We start from the raw sequence: 18941 nt of genomic DNA, 5'->3' as shown, positions 1-18941 counted from the left end.
GATTGGCGGAACACTGCTCTATTCTCATCATCGACGACAACATCGACGATCTCGAGGTCTATCGCCGCATATTGGGCCGCGTTTCCAGCACTGCCTATACCGTCGTGGAGGCGGAGACCGGCGAAGAGGGTCGTGCGCTGAACGGCCGCAAACGGCCGGACTGCATCCTGCTCGACTATTCGCTGCCGGGGCGCGACGGGCTCGGCGTTCTTGCCGATATTCTGGAGGATGATCCCGCCGCCAACGTCATCATGCTGACCGGTCAGGGCAACGAAACCGTCGCCGTCGAGGTGATGAAGAGCGGCGCGCGCGACTATCTGACAAAGGATTCGCTTTCGCCCGAGACACTGCATCGCTGCATTCAAAACGCCATCATGCACGGCATGCTGGAAGCAAAGCTGGAGCAGAAGCGGCAATCGCTTGAGATCTTCACCCGTGCCATGGCCCATGATTTGAAGGAGCCGCTCCGGACGATCAAATCCTTCAGCCGCATCCTGCACGGTTCTGCGGCACTCCCGGCCGAAGACCGGGAATTGCTCGATTACGTGCTCAGCGCTGCCGACCATATGGAAGACCTGATCGTCAAGGTCTCGGGCTTCACCAAGCTCGAGGCCTCCGGCGGACTGGAGCTCAAGCCGGTCTCGCTCTCCGATGTGCTCGACCAGGTGGAGGACAATCTGCGCCAGCAGACCGAAAGCCGCGGAGCCATCATCATCCGCGGGGCGCTGCCGGAGGTCATGGGCGATGCGACGCTGCTGACCCAGCTCCTGCAGAACCTGGTGTCGAATGCCGTCCGCTATTGCGAGCAGAAGGTTCCGGAGATCAGCATCACAGGCGAAGCGCTGGGCGATACCTGCCGCCTCACGGTACGTGACAACGGGCCCGGCATCGACCCCGAGCACCGCGAGCTGATCTTCCAGCCGTTCAAGCGTCTCGTCGGCCGCGGCATCGAAGGCACCGGGCTCGGCCTTGCCATCTGCCGCCGCATCGCGCAGATGCATGGCGGCTCGATCTGGTGCGAGGCAGAAAATGGGCCGGGCGCCACCTTCATTCTCGAAGTGCCGCTCGCCGAGGCGAGGCCCGCGCCATCAGCCGCATCGGCCGTGCCGCACAGCGCCAGGCCGGCGGAGCAGCCAGGCGAAGGTTCGGGCAGGCTCGCCGAAGTGCTGCTCGTCGAAGACAGCCCGGCCGACATCCAGCTTCTGAAGATCAAGCTGATGCGGCGGGACAAGGTGAATTTCAACCTGCATGTCGCCACCAACGGACGCGAGGCGATGCGGCTGCTCGAAGAGCGCGCCGGCATCGCCGATGTGCCGCAGATCGATCTGATGCTGCTCGACATCAACATGCCGATCATGGACGGCTTCGAGGTGCTGCATGCGCTTTCAGCCGACATCCGTCTCAAGCGAATTCCCGTCTGCATCCTCAGCACGTCAAGCGACGAAAGCGACATGCGGCGGGCCAGAAATCTCGGCGCGCGCGCCTATATGATCAAGCCGCCGACCCTGCAGCAACTGGAAGAGGCACTCGAAGATGTCGAACATTTGGAGTTGTTGCAGCGCGGCGATTCGCTTGCGCTTTGTGCGGAACAAAATTAAGCGATCGTCATTGGCAACGGTATGACCTTCGCAGCTCTCATACTCGCGCTCCTGACGACACCGCTTCAATCAGGACTGCTCTCGATGGTATCAGGCATACATCACATCACGGCCGTCACCCGCAAGGTGCAGGCGAATGTGGACTTCTACGCGGGATTTCTCGGCATGCGGCTCGTCAAGCAGACAGCCGGTTACGAGGACGCGACACAGCTTCATCTGTTCTACGGCGATGCAGTGGGGGCACCGGGCTCGTTGCTGACCTTCCTCGCCTGGGAAGATGGCGCGCCCGGCCGGGCCGGTTACGGCCAGATCAGCGAAATATCGCTGTCGATCAATCCCACCAGCATCGGCTACTGGCTGACGCGCGCCATGAGCTTCGGTCTGAGCTCCGAGGGACCGGCCGACGAATTCGGCGAGCCAGTGCTCAGGCTGAAGGACCCTGACAACATCATCCTCAAGCTCGCGGGCGCAAGGAACCTCGCATCGCCAGCCGCCTGGGACGGCGCCTCGATCCCGGTCGAGCATGCCGTTCAGCGCGTGCGCGGCGCGACCATGCTGACGGAGAAGCCCGCCGAAAGCCGCAGCTTCCTCGAAACGCATTTCGGTTACCGCTTCCAGGCCAGCCGCGGCACGATCGACAGGCTGGTGTCGCAATCCGGCGACGTCATCGACGTGCGCGATGCGCGCGGCTTCTGGTCCGGCGCGCCTGGCACGGGGACGGTCGATCACGTCGCCTTCCGCGCCGCCGACGAGGAGACGCTGCTTTCCGTCCGCAAGGCTCTGGAGGCGACCGACGCCTCGCCGACCAACATGCATGACCGCAAATATTTCCGCTCGCTCTATGCCCGCGAGCCCGGCGGCACGCTGGTGGAACTCGCCACCGACAAGCCCGGCATGACCGTCGACGAAGAGCAGGCCGCCCTCGGGGGGAAGCTGTTCGCGCCACCCGAAGCCATCACCAACCTTCACGACCTGAAGGTGATGTTGCCGCAATTTTCGATGCCCGGCCAGCCGCGTGTCAATTATCGCGAACTGCCATTCGTCCACCGGTTCTATACGCCCCCGGACCCCGATGGCAGCGTCTTCGTTTTGTTGCACGGCTCCGGCGGCAATGAGACGACGCTGATGCCGCTCCTGAACAAGGCGGCGCCGCGGGCGACGCTGCTCGGCGTGCGCGGCCGGGCGACGGAGGAAGGGTTTCCGCGCTGGTACAAGCGCATCACCCCCTTCTCCTTCGACCAGAACGACATCAAGACCGAGGCGGAGGCCTTCGCGGCCTTCATCGAGGGCGCCGTCAAATCCTACGGGCTCGATCCTCAGAAGGTCGTCTATGTCGGTTATTCCAATGGCGCCAACCTTTTGAACTCGCTGCTCTACCTGCACCCGAACCTGGTTCACAAGGCGGTGCTGCTCCGCTCCATGCCTGTACTCAGCGACTATCCGCATGCCGATCTGAAAGGCACGGACCTGCTCGTCATCAGCGGCAAGACGGATGCCTATGGCAAATATGCGAGCGAGTTGGAAGAAAGGCTGAAGAGTTCGGGGGCCACCGTCGATTCCGACGTCATCCCCGGCGGCCACGATCTCGGCGATGCCGACATTCCGATCATCCAGAAATGGCTGTTGCAGGAAAATCGCTGACGATCAGCCGCGGCGAGCAACCATGATGCCGGCAAGCACAACGCCGCCGCCGAGCGCCTGCATCGTCCCGATCGCCTCGTTGAGCAGAGCCCAGGCAAGGATTGCCGCAACGACCGGCTGCAACAGCAGCGTCAGCGAGGAAAAGGCCGCCGGCAGATAGGCGAGCGCATAGGTGATCGCCACCTGCCCGCCGGCATGGCTGATAAAAGCCAGGCCGAAGACGATCGACCAGCCATAGACGGTCGCGGGCAGCATATAGCCCTCGTAAATCAGGCCGATCGGGAAGATGCAGACGGCAGCGCAGGCCGTGCTCCACAGCATGATGCGGATCGTATCGAAGCGGCTGCGCAGCCTGCCGATCGCAAGGATGTAGCAGGCATAGAAGAAGGCGGCGATCATCGCCATGCCGTCGCCGCGAAGGTCGCCATTGCCGATGGCTGCCGGTCCGCCCTTCAGAATGACGACGCCTGATAGCGCCAGGACAAGCCCGAGCGCGAAGACGCGGCTGATCCTCGCGCTGAAAAAGGCGAAGGCGATCAGCGTGACGAAAACCGGTGCGAGATTGGCAAGCAGCGTTGCGTTGGCGACCGACGTCATGGTGAGCGAAAGGTGCCAAGCGGCGAGATCGAGCGCCAACATGACGCCCGGGAGAACCAGCATGCCATAGTCGGAAAGGCTTTGCGGCTTCGGCCCCCTTTCCTTCTTCATGAGCGCGACGATGACGATCGGGATCAACGCCAGCGCCACGCGCCAGAAGGCCGTCGCCATCGGACCGACTTCGGACAGCCTGACGAAAATCGGCGAGCCGCCGATCGCCGCCCCGCCGAGAAGGAGCGCGGCAAGAGCGAAACGATTGGAAGGCGAGGCTTCGGAAAGGGTGGGAGCGGCCTGCGACATGATCTCGATATTTCTGGTCGCCCAAATGCCGGGCCGGCGGGATATTACAGCGCCGCGCGTCTTTTCGAGAGCCGCAAAGGACGCTGTAACACTTTAAATTGCTGCATAATTTTATCCTTAAATCGATTTCGATTTAAGGAATTATGCAGTGATGGCCGACGGACTATCAGAAGTCGATCACCGGGGACAGTCGAAGAGCGGCGTATTGGTGGAAAATCAGGCAGGATGCCTATTCGTCGTGCTGGTCCGCAGCTTTTCGGCGATCTCGGTCGCGACGAAGAAGGCATGCTCGGTCACCTGCGGCAGTCCCATCAGCTCGCCGAAGGTCCCGCGCGCCAGCGGACCGGAGATCAGCAGCGAAGGATCTGCGTTTCCTGACGGACCGATCGCCTCCGAGCGCTCGGTGCAGGCAAGGCCGAGGCCGGTCGGGTCGAGCGTCAGATGGCCACTTGCCGCCAAGGCTGCGAGCCAGGGCTGGGTTTGGAGAATACCGCCATGCGCCGGGCCGGTGGTGACGACGACGGCGTCATAGCGTCCCTCCAACGGCTGGCGCTGATGACGCGGCTGCAGGGTGCAAAGAATGAGCTCGCCCTCGATGCGCGTATCGGCAACCGACCCGGCCAGGATATCGAGGCGACCCGCAGCAACCGCCGCGTCGAGCACGGCCTCGACCTGCGGTGCGATACGGAAACGATGCACATCCCAATAGGGACGCAGATGGCGGACGAGACGGCGTCGTTCGGCAACCGGCAGCGTCTGCCAGAGATCGTATCCCTGCGCCCGCACCTGATCGATCACCCCATGCCAGCTGATGCCCTCTTCCTTCGCCGCATCTACGGCGGCGCGGATCCCTCTCAGCAGCGACACGGCGGAATGGGTCGCATCGGAGATGAAATCGCCGAAGAGCTCCTGCGGTACCGGCGGATGGCCGCGAGACCGCAGACCGCGGCGCGAGATCGCGGTCACCGGACCGTCATGCCCGCGCTCAGCCAGCGAGGCGATGACATCGGCGGCCGTCAGGCCGTTGCCGATGACCAGCACCCGGTCCTGCGGGCGGATCACGTCGAGCGCGCCGGGCTTGGTGGTGTCGGCGACGAAACGGGGATGGGCGGCAAGCCGGCTCGCAAGCCGGCCCGGGGCTGCCGGCGGCGGATGGCTGGTGGCGATCGCGACGATATCGGCCTCCGTCACGCCGCCTCTGTCGTCGAGGATCGACCAGCGGCCGGCACGGCGTTCGACAGCCGTCACTGCGGCGCGGCAATGACGCACGCTTCCGTCTTCCAGCAGCGGCTTCAGCAGCGAGGCGACATATTCGCCGAACAGCCGGCGCCGGGGGAAGAGCGAGCCATCGGGCTGCCTGGCCTCAGGGTCGCCGGCGACGGCGTCGCGGGCTTCGATCCAGGCCAGGAATTCGCCCAGGTCATCGGGCTGCAGGCTCATCTTGGCGGCTGGAACATTGATGCGGTGGGCCGGATCGACCGTGTCATAGGCAAGGCCGCGGCCGAGTTCGGCGCGCGGCTCGAAGACCATAATGGCAGGGCGCTCGCCGCAGTTGGCTCTCGCGAGATGATAGGCGACACCGGCGCCGGAGACACCGCCGCCGATGATGGCGACGACGGGCTGTTCAGACGTCGGGAGAGGCTTGGGCTGCATGGTGGCCGGGATCATTGCTTTCGGTGCCCGAGCATAGAAGCCGGGCATTGGTCACGCAATCCTCCGCCCCCGATTGTCTATAATTATTATGTAGATTTAGCCTTACCCCGATATCGTCGTCGAGAACTCGGGATTGCCGCGGATGGTGTTGCTCACCGTGCAGATCTCGTCTTCGGCGACATGGGCGATTTTCTGCCGGGTTTCTTCGTCGATATCGCCCTTGATCGAAAAAGCGATGTTAAACTTGGCAACGCGCGAAAGGCCTTCCGTCGCCTTCTCGCCGGTGACCTCGGCATTGATCTCGCTGATCTTGTCGAGAATACCCATCTGGCTGGCGGCGATGCGGGCGCTGAGCACCAGACAGGCCGAGAGCGAGGAATAGAGCAGATCGAGCGGATTGAAACCCGGCTGTGACGGCGCGGTGACGATATCGATCTCGCCCTTGGTGGCGGAGGTGATGTGCGGGAAACCGGTACGGCCGACAACGGCGGTGGCGCCGGTCGGGCGGGGACGAGCCTTGAGATCGGGCATGTTGAAAATCCTCTGACGAACATCTTGCAGATGGTGATTTCCGCCTGAGGCGGCAATGGCAAACGCCGCCCATGGGTTTCGGAACCTTTCCACCCGTCATCAGTTGAATACACCTGAACGAAATCCGTGACAAAGGTGGATTGCGATGCCTGACGTCCGCAGCATGGATAACCAAGGCCGGCGGATGGATGCTCGCGATCGACTGATCGTTGCGCTCTATGCGCAGTTGAAAGCCGAGCGGGAAACCCGCGAAACGCTGGAATGGGCGATCCGAAATGGCGCCGTCTCACAGGAGGTGCTGGAAGCCATCGCTGCCGATCCGGTTCCGGTCGTCACCAGCGAGGATATCGCCTCGCTAGAGAAGATCATTGCGCTCGATGAACGGCGCAAACCAAATCGGAACTAGCCGACGACGACATGCACTCTATTTGAGTGAGAAGAGGAGATCCGAAATGGCCGATCTCACCTATCAGGTCGTGCCGCATGACAATGGCTGGGCCTATAAGCTCGGCGACACACTTTCGGAGACCTATGCGACAGCGGACGAGGCGATCGTCCATGCCAAGGACGCCGCATCGCGCCAGAAGATCGGCGATGGCGATGCGCTGCTCGCCTATCCCGCGCCCGACGGCCGCGGCTGGGCATTTCAGGAACTCGAAACCGACAAGAGCGGCAGCCGGCTCTGATCTGCAACGGAGGATGGAATGGCCGCTCGGGCAAGCTGGAAGGGTCATCTGAAGGTGGGCGACCTTGCCTGCGCCGTCGGGCTCTACACCGCCGTTTCCTCCTCCGACCGCGTCTCCTTCAACATTATCAACCGCAGGACCGGCCACCGGGTGGAACGGCAATTCGTCGATAGCGAGACCGGCAAACCGGTCGAACGGGGCGACCAGGTCAAGGGCTACCAGATGGAGAACGGCGACTACATCGTCATCGAGGGCGACGAGATTGCCGAAATCATGCCGGAAAGCGACAAGGTCCTCAATATCAAGGCTTTCATCGCCTACGACGATATCGACAAACTTTATTTCGACCGCCCTTACTATCTCGCGCCCGTCGACGAACATGACGAGGAGGCGCTGTCGCTGATCGCCAGGGGCATGCGTGACGGCAAGGTCGCGGCTCTGGCCGAAGCCGTGCTTTTCCGGCGCAACCGGACGCTGCTGATCCGCCCGCACGACAACTACATCGTCGCGACGATGCTGAATTTCGACTACGAGGTGCGCTCGGCCGATACGGTTTTCGAAGACATTCCCGACATCAAGTTCGACAAGGAAATGATCGAGCTTGCCGGCCATATTATTGGCACCAAGCACGGCAGCTTCGAACCGAGCACATACGAAGATCGCTACGAGGCTGCCCTTGTTGAGCTGGTGAAGGCGAAGATCGAGGGCCGGGTGCCACCGAAGAAGAAACCGGCTCCGGAACGCAAGGTCGTCGACCTGATGGAAGCGCTGCGCCAGAGCGCCAAGATGAGCGGCAAGGCGCCAGCAAAGAAGGCCCCGGCGAAGAAGAAGGCGCCGGCGCGCAGCGACAGCAGCAGCAAGAAGGCAAGCTGAGATGGCCTCGCCCCCTGGCGGGGGATGGGCAATCTCAGGCGCACCCGACCTCGCTCGAATGCATCGGTTTGTCGCGCCGGCGAAGCTACTGGACCTGAAGCGCGTCAAAGTAGATTCCCGCGGTGCGCTTTAAGTCCTTGATCTATTTATGTCGTTTCCCAAAATCGCTGGCCACTTTTTCATTGGGTCGGCTTCTCGCCGCCTTCGGCCGCCAGGCTCTTTTTCAGCGCATCCATGATATTGATGACGTTGCCGGTCGATTTCACCGGTGCAGGTTTTTGCGCGGGCGCTGCCTTCTTCAGGTTCTTCTGCTTGCCGCGGATCATCGACTTCAGACGTTTCTGGATCGGATCCTGCACCATGGTCGGGCTCCAATCCTTCGTCTCCTCCTTCACCAGTTGCGTCATCAGCGTCAGCAGCTTGGTGTCGATCTCGGTTTTGTCGTCGAGTTCAGCCACGGGATCACGCACCTCGTCGCCATAACGCAGGGTCCAGAGAACGATGCCTTTGCCCAGCGGTTCCAGCAGGACTGCACGCTCGCGGCGATAAAGGACAAGGCGGGCAATGCCGACAACGTCATTTGCCTTCATCGCCTCGCGGATGACGCAGAAGGCTTCCACCCCGACCTTGTCCTCCGGCGCCAGAAAATGCGGTTTGTCGTACCAGATCCAATCGATCGAGCCGCGCCGCACGAATGTGTCGATCTCGATTGTGCGGGTGCTTTCGAGCCCGACTTCCTCGATCTCCTCGTCTTCGAGAAGAACATAGTCGTCCTCGCCGCGCGGATAACCCTTTACCTGGTCCCTCTCGGCCACCGGCTTATGGGTGACGCTGTCGACATAGCGGCTTTCGACGCGGTTCTTCGTCTGGCGATTGAGGACGTGGAAACGGACCTTGTTGCTTTCGGTCGTCGCCGGCGTCAGCGAGACGGCGGCGGTGACAAGCGAGAGCTTGAGATAACCTTTCCAGAATGTCTGACGTGCCATGTCTGTCCTGTCTCCCGGACACGGTTGAGCATGGCAATCAACGGCGAGTTCGGTCTTTGGTTCCGGCAATTGAAGATTTCGTTGATCAGATACGGTCGGTGCATTTCCATTTCATGGATCGGCTGCCGTTGGGCCGAGCATTGTAGGCGGAGAGACCAGAGCCACTCTTTCCTTGCCACCGCCATTTTCCTCTTCAATAATGAAAGCCCCAAGACGTCAGGATATCGGTAATCTGAATGTTGCGACTTTTCGCCAACCTCGTCATCGTCCTCGCATGCAATTTCTTTCTCATCGTCGTCAATGCTGGCGCGTCCTTCGCACAGGAATGCCCCGACCCGACAAAAGCGACGAATGCCTCGGCCCAACAAAAGCAGGCAAGCAAGCGATTAAACGCGCTCTTCCCATCTATCGCGCCAGATCGGCCCGATACAATCTGGCTCTTGTCGGCGATTCGCTCGTCGAACTCTGGCAGCCCTGGATCAAGGACAGCTTTCCTACGCGCCCGGTGATGAACCTCGCGGTCGCCGGCGACACCACGCAAAATGCATTGTACCGCCTCGATGGTTTAGACCTTCCGGATTTCCATCCCGCGGATGTCGTCTTGCTTATCGGCACGAACAACCTGGGTGCGAAAACTACGCCATGCGCAGTGGCAGCTGGTGTCGTGGCTGTTGTCAGCAAGGTTCGCGCTCTTTGGCCGGGCGCCCATATTTATGCGTTGTCCATACCGCCTCGGGGCAAGCGCTATGCCTTCTACGAGGATGTCAGAATTCCGGCCAACCAACTTGTCGCATCGTCATTGGCTGAAATGCCGGGTGTCACGTTTGTTCAAATGAACGATGATATGTTGCGGTGCGGTAAGCCAAGCGATAAAGAATGTTCCAACTACAAGCCTGACCATCTTCATTTCAATGAAGGGGCATACAAGCTGATCACGAGCTTCCTCGCCACAGCGGGTCTACAGCTTTGATTTTTGCCGCTCAGGTGGTTACCAAAACGTAAGGCGGAATGTCATGAGCACCTCATTTGACAGCTACCAACCGATTGGCCTGCAAAGACATAGACCCAGAGCTCGCGCGCAATATCGCATTCGGCGTGAAACCCTCGTTCGGATCCTCCTCTCGGCAATATTTTATATTTCCCTCTGGAGAGCGACTGGCATGTGGTACGGGCTGCCCGCCGACTTCCAGGAGGGTGTCGGCAAAGATCCCATGCCAATGCGACTCTTGCTGATGTCGCTCGTTCCACTCATTGGCCTCTACTGCCTGCTGGAGCCCAGGCGAGTCGTTGAATTGCTCCGCAGCGCCTCGCCGCTGGTCGGCATAGTCTGCTTATGTGTCTTTCTCTCAATCGCTTTTTCCGTCAGCGTTACAGCCTCGCTCCGGGCTCTCGTCGCCGTCGCATTGCTGACAGCTGGACCCCTTCTTTACAGAGCCCGTTATGGAGCCGTTGACACATTTGAAAGCTTGGCGAAATTTGCCATTGCGACGGCCTTCATCAATATTCTTTACACGGCAGCCTTTCCCCGGTTTGCGGTGATGAGAGGCAGTTATGCCGGGATGGTGAAGGGGGCGTTCTACCACAAAAACATGCTCGGCCAGTTTTCGGCAACAAACTTCATCCTGCTGCTTCCAGCCCTGCCGATGTGGCGTCTGCGCTATTATGATCTCCTGCGATGGGCGGCAATGCTGCTCTACCTCGTGCTCATCGTGCTGGCGAAATCATCAACGGCGATCATCCTGCTTTCGATCGGAGTAGCCGTATACTACGGAATGAGCTGGATTCAGCGCTTTCCGGGCCGCATCTTCAGATCCTTCGTCGTTCTTCTTGCATTCGCCCTGCTGGGCTTCGTCGTCTCCGTCGCGTTGATGGGTGTGGCACAGGCGATTGCCGAGTCATTCGGGAAAGACCTTACGCTCAGCGGACGCACGAATGTCTGGGAACAGTTGCTGCCGCTGATCTACGAGCGGCCGCTTTCAGGCTGGGGATTTGCCTTGTTCCGACAACCCGACATCATGGAGCAATATGTTCGCCTTACGTGGGACGCTCAATCCACCCACAACACCTATATCGAACTTGCGCTGAACATGGGCATACCCGCCACCATCATCTGGACCTCGTTCGTCGTGGTGCGGCTCGTGGCGAAGATGACCTCGTCGCCCCTCAATCAAGCGCTCGCCATCACCAAGAGAAAGGAGGTTGTCATCATCCTCCTGATCTTGATCGGCGCGTTTACCGAAGCCGGAATGATGCTCGCCCCCTTCATCTTATGGCCCCATACCGTGATCGCACTTACGAGCCTCGGCCCGGAGTTCCTGTCCCGCTTCCGCAAACCGACCCAGGCAGGCGCGCAACATGCATCAGGCTAAAAAGATGACTTCAGATAATCGTAGACTGGTGGGCCTCGATGGGATTCGTGGCTTGGCGGCTATTTGTGTGGCAGTGCATCACACCGAAGGTTTTGTCGGATTTGATGCAGCACCTGCTGCCTATCTCGCCGTCGACCTGTTTTTTTGTCTCAGCGGCTTCGTGATCGGCCACGCCTATGAGAGGAAACTCATTCAAGAGTCTTCGCTCTCTGCCAATGATTTCGCCATCAAGCGTCTCGTCCGCTTATATCCCCTCTATCTGCTCGGCTTGTTGCTCGGTGTACTCGCATATGCAGGCATGTCGCTCAGCAGAAATCAGCAAATGGATCCGATGCTGTTTGCCACCTCGTTGATTGCCTCGATGTTCTTCCTGCCGGCGATCGGTGGAACATCGCTGAAGGCGCCGAACCTGTTCCCCTTCAACGGTCCGTCATGGTCTCTATTCCTGGAGATCGTGATCAACCTCGCCTACGGCTATACGGCGAGATTGCTGTCCAACGGTGTGCTCGCTGTCATCCTGCTTGCGTCATGGGTTTGGTTGGCGGCGCAAACGCTGGCCCATGGAAGCGCCGACCTGATTCCGCTCGACGGCGCCTTGCTCTCCGGATTTCCCCGCGTTCTCTTTTCTTTCAGCCTCGGCATCTTGATGTACCGCTACCGTCAGCGGCTTTCCCCTTCGGGCATCGGAAAAGCAGCCGCAGTGACAACAATCGTCGTCGCGACTGCTCTTCTCGTCTTCCAGGCGCCAGCCGCCCTGGTTGGCATAAAGGACCTGATTGTCATCACTGCTTTATTTCCTCTCGCCGTGCTTGTCCTTTACACAGCCAACTTCGATGGCGTGCTGCGACAGCCCCTTCTTATTGCGGGGGAGGCGTCCTACGCGCTCTATGCAATTCATGTTCCGCTGCTCGGATTGCTGTTGGGAGCCTGGAAGGCCGCTGGCCTGGGACAACCGCCGGCCTGGGCGATCTTTGCCATCGTTCTTCCGCTGATCGTCGTATTGGCCATTGTCGTCACCCGCCTCTACGATGAACCGGTTCGCAAAGCGCTCAGCGCAGGAAAGGCCATGAGGCTTCGCTGGCGGCGATCCTGATTTGGCAAATTAGAGCGTCCTTTCTCCGCCTGAAGGGACGCACGGCGCTCTAATCCCCGTGCAGCCAAGCGATACGCCGCTTAAATCGAGAGATAGCGCTTCTGCCAAGGCAGCCTGTGTTCCTGCCATGCGCGCGGCGTGAAATCGTCATAGGCAGTCTCAGCGATCGCCAGCATCCAGTTCTGCGCCTTGCGGGCCAGCAGGACGCATGACAATTCCATGCCAGGCTCGACCGTAATGGAGGGCCGGTTGGCGCCTGGGATATCGATCCCCTTGTTACGCCATTGGATGCGGATTTCGTCGGGCTCGGATGTCCATTCGCCGGAGGCAACGGAAGCGTTGCCGTCAGGCTTGAAGCGCAGCGGCGGCGGGGTAACATTCAGAAAGCTGCCATCGTTGCGATAGTTGCCATCGATATCACCCGCGGTCGCTTTGCCGTTTCCCTTGAGAACGATATCCTGTTCGCACCGCAGAAATATGTTGCGCCGAAAGCTGCCGGACCACCGACGGTTGGCGAAGAACGCGATGTCGCATTGGCTAATGACGTTGTCGTGGATATCGATGTCTTTGCGAAATGCCTGCTCCTGATCCGAAAAGCCGCTCAGACTGACGCCGCGATTGGTGTTCTCGATCCAGTTGTCATAAATGTGATGGCCGGCGTGGTCGGCCTTGTCGCCGACGCCGTAGCCGAAGGAATAGTCATTCATTCTGCCGTCGCGCATGATGTTGCTGCGCACCACGGCGTCATCCCCGATCGACGAAAAGGAGAAATTCTTGCCGCCGATGAAGTTGTACTCGACCAGGTATTTTCGCGTTTTGTCGCAGACCAGCGCGCCCTTGTTCGATGCGCTCGCCGGCGACTGCAGGAAGAGGTTGCCGCGGATCACGATATCGGAGCTGATATTGTCGTCGCTGTTTTGATAGGCGAACTGGCAGCAGTCTGCTCCCTCGCCCGGGGCCGCGCCGATGCGATTATTCTCCAGCAACACGTGCGTCGTCTTCGTCAGGTAGATGCCGTCGCCGTTCACATTCTCCGTTTCACAGCGCCTGACGGTGAGGTTCTTGCCATTGTGAAATTTGAAGCCTCGAGGAGAGTTCTTGACGATAACGTCTTCGACCACCGTATCGGAAAACACCTGATAGGCGACGCCAACATCGGGCGCACCATCGATGACCTGTCCGCGTGTAGACGCGCCGTGAACTTTCTTTCGCAGGATGGCGGTCATTGCATTTCCTTCGATACTGGTGCCGCGGGGAATTAAGCAGAGGGCATGTGGCGGATGTTTGAATATTTGGAAATTCAGCTTGTAAACCGCCCATCTTTCAGAAACGACAAGGCTTGGCTCCACATCATCTTGTTGACGGGCAAGAAAGTGTGGTTTGCCGGTATGACGATATGCGCAGCCGCGCCGTCGAGACGCGTGCTCTCCACCGAAACCTTTCCATCATTCGGAACCCTGAGGCCAATGATAAGCGAAGAGACCGGATCGATGGTCCGATTCCCGGCGATGATGCCAAGTTCGTAATCAACCGTGCCGAACAGCTCGGTCATTGCGGTTTGATCGGTAATCAGCTGCTGTCCCGCCGGTCCGTAGACCTTCCTGTATAGCGGCCAGGTCTTGAGGAAATCGGCAATCTGACTGCCGTTGTTCGGCGTTCCGACCATCACAACTCTCCCCAGGTTGGCTGGGCGATAGCTCCTGAGAAACGCGCGGATGACCAGCCCACCCATCGAATAACCGACGAAATGGACCCGGCCATCGTCTGCTTTCTTCACGGCGTCGTCGATCTCCGGGCGAATGATGTCGACGAGGTCGCTGATCGAAAACCGGGTGGAGGGGTAACCGACATTCACAACCCGATAACCTTGGCCGGACAAAAAGCTGGCGAGCTTCGCCATGCTTTTCTTCGTCCGGGCAATGCCGTGAAACAGGAGGACAGTGTCGTTCATCATGTGTCCGCTCAACGGGCTGCTATCGATCAAGCTATTCTGTAGCTCTCGCGGTGAAGCTTGTCGATCAATGCGGAATGGCCAGACATCCGAACAGTTTCGTTGCGGCGTATCGTGCTCGAAACCGGAGCACGCAAGGCGTGAAAGCGGGGGTGCGCTTATTCTCACACCCCCGCCACAAGCGCCTTGTTCTTACTTCGAGACGTCTACGGCCGCCTCATCAATAAGGGCCGCAACCTCCAGGGGCTTTGATTGCGGCAAAGCATGGCTTGCCTCCAAGGTCGCGACTTTCCGAGCACTGAGACGAGCCGACATTGCCTTTTGATTTTCAGGAGCAATCATTCTGTCTTCACTTGCTATTTGATACCAGGACGGCTTCTTCCGCCAGGCCGGCGCGGTGATGACGTCTCCAAAGGTGCCGGCAAGCGGCGCTTTTTGGGTCGCCGCCAAAACGAAAGCATCTTCCGGTGATATATCCTGGCAAAAGCTTTCATGAAATTTGTCAGCCTTGAGCCATAGGTAGCTGTCGCTGTCCGGCTCGATATTGGCCATTGCCGCAGGAGGATGCTGTTGGGTGATGCTGCCTGGACTTTCGCCTGCGTCGGGAGCGAATGCGGCGATATAAACAAGCCCCGCGACATTCGGTTGATCTCCCGCTTCGGTGATGACCGCGCCGCCGTAGGAATGACCCACGAGCAGGACCGGCCCTTTCTGCTGGGCCACCATCTTGCGTGTCCGTTCAGCGTCCTCAGCTAGCGAAGTCAACGGCAGTTCGACTGCGTGCACGGACTGATAACCCCTACGCGCCAGTTCGAGTATGACCTTGCCCCAATGTGCGGCTCCACCCCAAAAGCCATGCACCAGAATGATCGTCGGTTTATTACTCATAGTTTTCTCCTGTTTCCTGGGAAGAGCGACACGGCCATGATCGGCGACAAGGGAATCCGAGCCGCCTCCTTCCTCCGCCGTCGACGGAATTGGCGGCGTACTCCGGTGGCCGCCTTGCGAACGGTCCTACATATACATCCAACTGCATTAATTGATTGCATTCAATATAGCTAGATCTTTCCGATGGATGCGTTAAGTCATCTTGCCGCAAACCTTCCTTTGGATACAAGCCGCATCCATTGCCATCGCGGCCGACACCAAAAAGCGGCCGCGAGTCGAGGCAGTCCCCTTCCTAAAGTCCCGCGTAAACAGGTGACAGAGGCTCGTGCTGCTCAAATATTCTGGCTCCTCCCAGTGATTGACGGCCAATTGAATGCATCTGATTTGGGCTTTCGTGCATTCGATTTTGGCGTTCTGTCGCACAGAAAATCAGCTCTGAAATTTTCATTCTAAAAATTGACTTCATAAATGAATGCATTATAGGTCGATTTGACTGCTATTTATGCATAATCAATCTGGCATGGCGCTTGCAATTGGATGGATGCTCCCCGGATGGGGATCGGATTTCAATCAAGGAGCCATCCATGCCCGCAGTGACCAAGCCAGCCAATCAAAAAGGCGACTTTCTTGTCGATTACGAGGACAAGGTTTTCGAAGACGTACAGGCCGGCGAAGGCGAAAAAGCCCTCGTCACCTTCCATACCGTGGCCTTCGAAGGTTCGATCGGATTCGTCAACCTGCTGCAGGCGACACGCCTGAAGCGGAAGGGTTTCGAGACCTCGATCCTTCTCTACGGCCCGGGCGTGACACTCGGCGTCCAGCGCGGCTTTCCGACGCTCGGCGCGGAGGCCTTTCCCGGCCATCTGAATTTCAACAACCAGATCGTCAAGTTCATGGAAGAAGGCGGCAAGGTCTATGCCTGCCGTTTTGCCCTTCAGGCGCTTTACGGCCATGGCGAAGGCGCGCTGATCCCCGGCATCACGCCGATCAGTCCGCTCGACGTTCTCGACCTGATCCTGATCCATCGCCGCGACGGCGCCTTCATCCTTGATACCTGGACGCTCTAAGCAGCAAGCGACGCAAAGAATAAAGGGCGGAGCCTTGGCGCTCCGCCTCCCCACCCGTCAATCGAGGATTTCGTCATGGAGAAAAAACCGAGCGTCCGGGTTGCCGCTGCGCAGATCGCGCCGGATCTGACCTCGCGCGAGAAAACACTGGCCCGCGTGCTGGATGCAATTCGTGAAGCGGCAGCCAATGGCGCCGAGCTGATCGTCTTTCCCGAAAGCTTCGTCCCCTGGTACCCCTATTTTTCTTTCGTGCTGCCGCCTGTTCTCTCCGGCAAGGAGCACGTGCGACTTTACGAGGAAGCCGTCACGGTACCGAGCGCTGCCACCGATGCCGTCTCGGCAGCCGCCCGCGAGCATGGCATCGTCGTGGCGCTTGGCGTCAACGAGCGTGACCACGGATCGCTCTATAATGCCCAGCTGCTGTTTGATGCCGATGGCACGCTCATCCTCAAGCGTCGCAAGATCACCCCGACCTTTCACGAGCGGATGATCTGGGGCCAGGGCGACGCCTCCGGCCTGAAGGTGGTCGACAGCGCCGTCGGACGGCTTGGGGCGCTGGCCTGCTGGGAGCATTACAATCCTCTGGCCCGCTACGCCCTGATGGCACAGCACGAAGACATCCATATCGCCCAGTTTCCGGGCTCGATGGTCGGGCCGATTTTCGCCGACCAGATGGAGGTCACCATCCGCCACCACGCGCTGGAAAGCGGTTGCTTCGTGGTCAATGCCACAGGCTGGCTGACCGACGAGCAGATCGCCTCCATCACGTCCGACGCAGGGCTGCAGAAGGCCCTTCGCGGCGGCTGCATGACCGCGATCATCTCACCCGAAGGCAAACACGTCGTGCCGCCGCTCACAGAAGGCGAAGGCATCCTGATCGCCGATCTCGACATGAGCCTGATCGTCAAACGCAAGCGGATGATGGATTCCGTCGGCCATTATGCCCGGCCCGAGCTGCTGCATCTTGTCATGGATGGCCGCGCCACGGCGCCGATGGTCACTACCACCCAGCCATCCCTCCCCACAGCCGAAGCAAGGATCCTTTCCGATGGAGAATACGACACGTCTGCCGACCGAGGTTCTGATCAACGAATTGCAGTCCTACGGAGCCCGGCTCGTTGACCCCAAGGCCGGACATGAAAGCCGCCGCGGTGGTGCCGGACCTTCCGACCACAAGGCACTGACCATTGACGGCATGACGGTGATGGTGCCGGTTCACACCGCACCTGCGTTCGAGAGCCCCTATCTGGTGGAAAAGCCGGACGATATGGGCCGCAGCCGTATCAGCAGGGACGGCACGGTGCTGGGCGAGGTCTCCTTTCCCCTGCGCCCGCGCTTCTACGAGCGCTCGACCGCCGACGGCATTCCCTATTCGCAGATCGCCGTTCTGCACGGCAAGGACGTGCTCGCTACGACCGTGCTGCAGACCTGCATCCGCTATCAGAGCCGCACCAAGACCTGTCAGTTCTGCGCCATCGGCCAATCGCTGGCAGCCGGCCGTACCATCGCCCACAAGACGCCAGAGCAGCTCGCGGAAGTCGCCAAGGCCGCGGTCGAACTGGACGGCGTCAAACATATGGTGATGACCACCGGGACGCCGAAGGGCGACGACCGCGGTGCTGCGATCCTCGCCGACAGCGCCCGCGCCATCAAGGCGGCCGTCAACATTCCCATCCAGGCGCAATGTGAGCCGCCGGAAGACGATATATGGTTCACCCGCATGAAGGAGGCCCGCGTCGATGCTCTCGGGATGCATCTGGAAGCCGTGACACCGGAGGTGCGTGCCCGCATCATGCCGGGCAAGGCGCAGGTCTCGATCGCCAAATACATGGCCTCGTTCAAGGCCGCGGTGGAGGTCTTCGGGCGCGGCCAGGTCTCGACCTATATCCTGGCGGGGCTCGGCGACAGCCGTGAAGCCATTCTGGACATCTGCGAAAAGCTGGTTGCTCTCGGCGTCTATCCCTTCGTCGTGCCCTTCGTGCCGATCTCCGGCACGCCGCTCGAAAGCCATCAGGCGCCGAGGCCCGACTTCATGCACTCGATCCTCGGCCCCTTGTCCAGGATGCTGGTCGCCAGCGGCTTGAAGGCCGTCGACATCAAGGCCGGCTGCGGCAAATGCGGCGCCTGCTCCGCCCTTTCCACCTATGAAAGGATGCTCACCAAATGATGCTCGAAACCTTTGCTCCCTATCGCTCGAGCGAATTCCAGGTGAAGTTCGCGACCTCCGCCTGGGAACGCAGCCAAGCGCATGCGCTGCGCCGTGCCGTCTTCTGCGAGGAACAACAGATCTTCGAGGGCGATGACCGCGACGCGATCGACGATCAGGCCATCCCGATCGTGGCGCTCTCCATGCTCGGCATTGCCGCCGATCAGCTGGTCGGAACAGTGCGCATTCATCAGGCCGAACCCGGCCTCTGGTGGGGCTCGCGACTGGCGGTCCACCAGGATTTCCGCAAGATCGGCGCCCTTGGAGCGACCCTGATCAAACTCGCCGTGTCCTCCGCCAATGCGATCGGATGCCACACGTTTCTCGCCAATGTGCAGGTGCAGAACGGTCTGCTGTTCCGCAGGCTGCACTGGGATGTGATCGAAGAGTTCGAGGTCTACGGCAAGCCGCATCTCAGGATGAAGGCCGACCTTGCCTATTATCCACCCTGCGCCACACCCGAGGCAGGCTTCACCGCCCTTTCCAGAAAGGCGGCGTGAGG

At 59.9% G+C, this 18941-nt stretch carries 18 protein-coding genes and 1 pseudogene; 12 read left to right on the top strand and 7 right to left on the bottom strand.

All coding sequences use genetic code 11. From position 1 onward, the window contains the following. Positions 1–2: 2 nt before the first annotated feature. Together HX899_RS32425 and HX899_RS32420 are read left to right on the top strand one after the other, a co-directional pair. Positions 3–1598, top strand: a complete 1596-nt coding sequence (locus HX899_RS32425) for a response regulator (RefSeq protein ID WP_171599684.1) — start codon at positions 3–5, stop codon at positions 1596–1598. A gap of 21 nt (positions 1599–1619) precedes the next feature. Next, positions 1620–3239, top strand: coding sequence for a VOC family protein (locus tag HX899_RS32420; protein WP_181294412.1), 1620 nt, complete (start codon positions 1620–1622; stop codon positions 3237–3239). A gap of 3 nt (positions 3240–3242) precedes the next feature. On the opposite strand, the gene HX899_RS32415 is transcribed toward HX899_RS32420, so the two are convergent. The 3 genes from HX899_RS32415 to HX899_RS32405 form a co-directional block, all read right to left on the bottom strand. Beyond that, positions 3243–4136, bottom strand: a complete 894-nt coding sequence (locus HX899_RS32415; protein ID WP_181294411.1) for a DMT family transporter — start codon at positions 4134–4136, stop codon at positions 3243–3245. 216 nt (positions 4137–4352) lie between these two features. Then, positions 4353–5837: an FAD/NAD(P)-binding protein gene (locus HX899_RS32410; protein ID WP_181294410.1), complete on the bottom strand. Its 1485-nt coding sequence runs from the start codon at positions 5835–5837 to the stop codon at positions 4353–4355. Between the two features lie 54 nt (positions 5838–5891). Continuing rightward, a complete protein-coding gene (locus HX899_RS32405; RefSeq protein ID WP_181294409.1) occupies positions 5892–6320 on the bottom strand; it encodes an OsmC family protein in 429 nt (142 codons plus the stop codon). Between the two features lie 145 nt (positions 6321–6465). On the opposite strand from HX899_RS32405, the gene HX899_RS32400 reads away from it, so the two are divergent. Genes HX899_RS32400 through HX899_RS32390 form a run of 3 tightly spaced genes read left to right on the top strand, consistent with a single transcriptional unit; the run spans position 6466 to position 7879 of the window. Continuing rightward, entirely contained in the window at positions 6466–6726 is a 261-nt protein-coding gene (locus tag HX899_RS32400; protein WP_003545458.1) for a hypothetical protein, read from the top strand. Positions 6727–6772: 46 nt separating this feature from the next. Continuing rightward, positions 6773–7006 (top strand): DUF2188 domain-containing protein, encoded by a 234-nt coding sequence (locus HX899_RS32395; RefSeq protein ID WP_181294408.1) that lies wholly within the window; start codon positions 6773–6775, stop codon positions 7004–7006. A gap of 18 nt (positions 7007–7024) precedes the next feature. Further along, complete coding sequence (locus tag HX899_RS32390; protein ID WP_181294407.1) at positions 7025–7879, top strand: Ku protein; 855 nt, start codon at positions 7025–7027, stop codon at positions 7877–7879. Between the two features lie 179 nt (positions 7880–8058). Here HX899_RS32390 and HX899_RS32385 read toward each other — a convergent pair whose 3' ends face one another. Continuing rightward, positions 8059–8865, bottom strand: coding sequence for a Ku protein (locus HX899_RS32385; RefSeq protein WP_181294406.1), 807 nt, complete (start codon positions 8863–8865; stop codon positions 8059–8061). Positions 8866–9101: 236 nt separating this feature from the next. Here HX899_RS32385 and HX899_RS32380 point away from each other — a divergent pair. The 3 genes and pseudogenes from HX899_RS32380 to HX899_RS32370 all read left to right on the top strand — a co-directional run bounded on the left by HX899_RS32380 (position 9102) and on the right by HX899_RS32370 (position 12327). Further along, positions 9102–9835 (top strand): annotated as a pseudogene (locus HX899_RS32380) (GDSL-type esterase/lipase family protein). A 43-nt stretch (positions 9836–9878) separates the two neighbouring features. Next, a complete protein-coding gene (locus HX899_RS32375) occupies positions 9879–11234 on the top strand; it encodes an O-antigen ligase (protein WP_138334403.1) in 1356 nt (451 codons plus the stop codon). Beyond that, entirely contained in the window at positions 11221–12327 is a 1107-nt protein-coding gene (locus HX899_RS32370; RefSeq protein WP_180194659.1) for an acyltransferase, read from the top strand. Before HX899_RS32375 ends, HX899_RS32370 begins: the two co-directional genes overlap by 14 nt. 80 nt (positions 12328–12407) lie before the next feature. Here HX899_RS32370 and HX899_RS32365 read toward each other — a convergent pair whose 3' ends face one another. The 3 genes from HX899_RS32365 to HX899_RS32355 form a co-directional block, all read right to left on the bottom strand. Continuing rightward, positions 12408–13553 carry a right-handed parallel beta-helix repeat-containing protein gene (locus HX899_RS32365; RefSeq protein WP_181294405.1) on the bottom strand — a complete coding sequence of 382 codons (1146 nt, stop codon included), beginning with the start codon at positions 13551–13553 and terminating at the stop codon, positions 12408–12410. A gap of 74 nt (positions 13554–13627) precedes the next feature. After that, the gene (locus HX899_RS32360; RefSeq protein ID WP_181294404.1) at positions 13628–14278 is read right to left on the bottom strand and encodes a triacylglycerol lipase; all 651 of its coding nucleotides are present in this window, start codon (positions 14276–14278) and stop codon (positions 13628–13630) included. 192 nt (positions 14279–14470) lie between these two features. Further along, positions 14471–15166 (bottom strand): alpha/beta hydrolase, encoded by a 696-nt coding sequence (locus HX899_RS32355; protein ID WP_181294403.1) that lies wholly within the window; start codon positions 15164–15166, stop codon positions 14471–14473. Positions 15167–15750: 584 nt separating this feature from the next. Here HX899_RS32355 and HX899_RS32350 point away from each other — a divergent pair. From HX899_RS32350 to HX899_RS32335, 4 genes are all read left to right on the top strand, one after another. Beyond that, positions 15751–16233, top strand: coding sequence for an MSMEG_0572/Sll0783 family nitrogen starvation response protein (locus HX899_RS32350; RefSeq protein ID WP_003545449.1), 483 nt, complete (start codon positions 15751–15753; stop codon positions 16231–16233). A gap of 75 nt (positions 16234–16308) precedes the next feature. Then, complete coding sequence (locus HX899_RS32345) at positions 16309–17355, top strand: Nit6803 family nitrilase (protein ID WP_181294402.1); 1047 nt, start codon at positions 16309–16311, stop codon at positions 17353–17355. Beyond that, positions 17282–18400, top strand: a complete 1119-nt coding sequence (locus tag HX899_RS32340; protein ID WP_138388113.1) for an MSMEG_0568 family radical SAM protein — start codon at positions 17282–17284, stop codon at positions 18398–18400. The genes HX899_RS32345 and HX899_RS32340 overlap by 74 nt, the downstream gene beginning before the upstream one ends. Continuing rightward, a complete protein-coding gene (locus tag HX899_RS32335; RefSeq protein WP_138334410.1) occupies positions 18397–18939 on the top strand; it encodes an MSMEG_0567/Sll0786 family nitrogen starvation N-acetyltransferase in 543 nt (180 codons plus the stop codon). The genes HX899_RS32340 and HX899_RS32335 overlap by 4 nt, the downstream gene beginning before the upstream one ends. The last annotated feature ends 2 nt before the right edge of the window (positions 18940–18941 follow it).

This window comes from Rhizobium sp. WYCCWR 11146, assembly GCF_013591995.1.
GTDB classification, from domain to species: domain Bacteria; phylum Pseudomonadota; class Alphaproteobacteria; order Rhizobiales; family Rhizobiaceae; genus Rhizobium; species Rhizobium indicum.
This window is presented reverse-complemented; position numbering and strand designations above follow the sequence as displayed.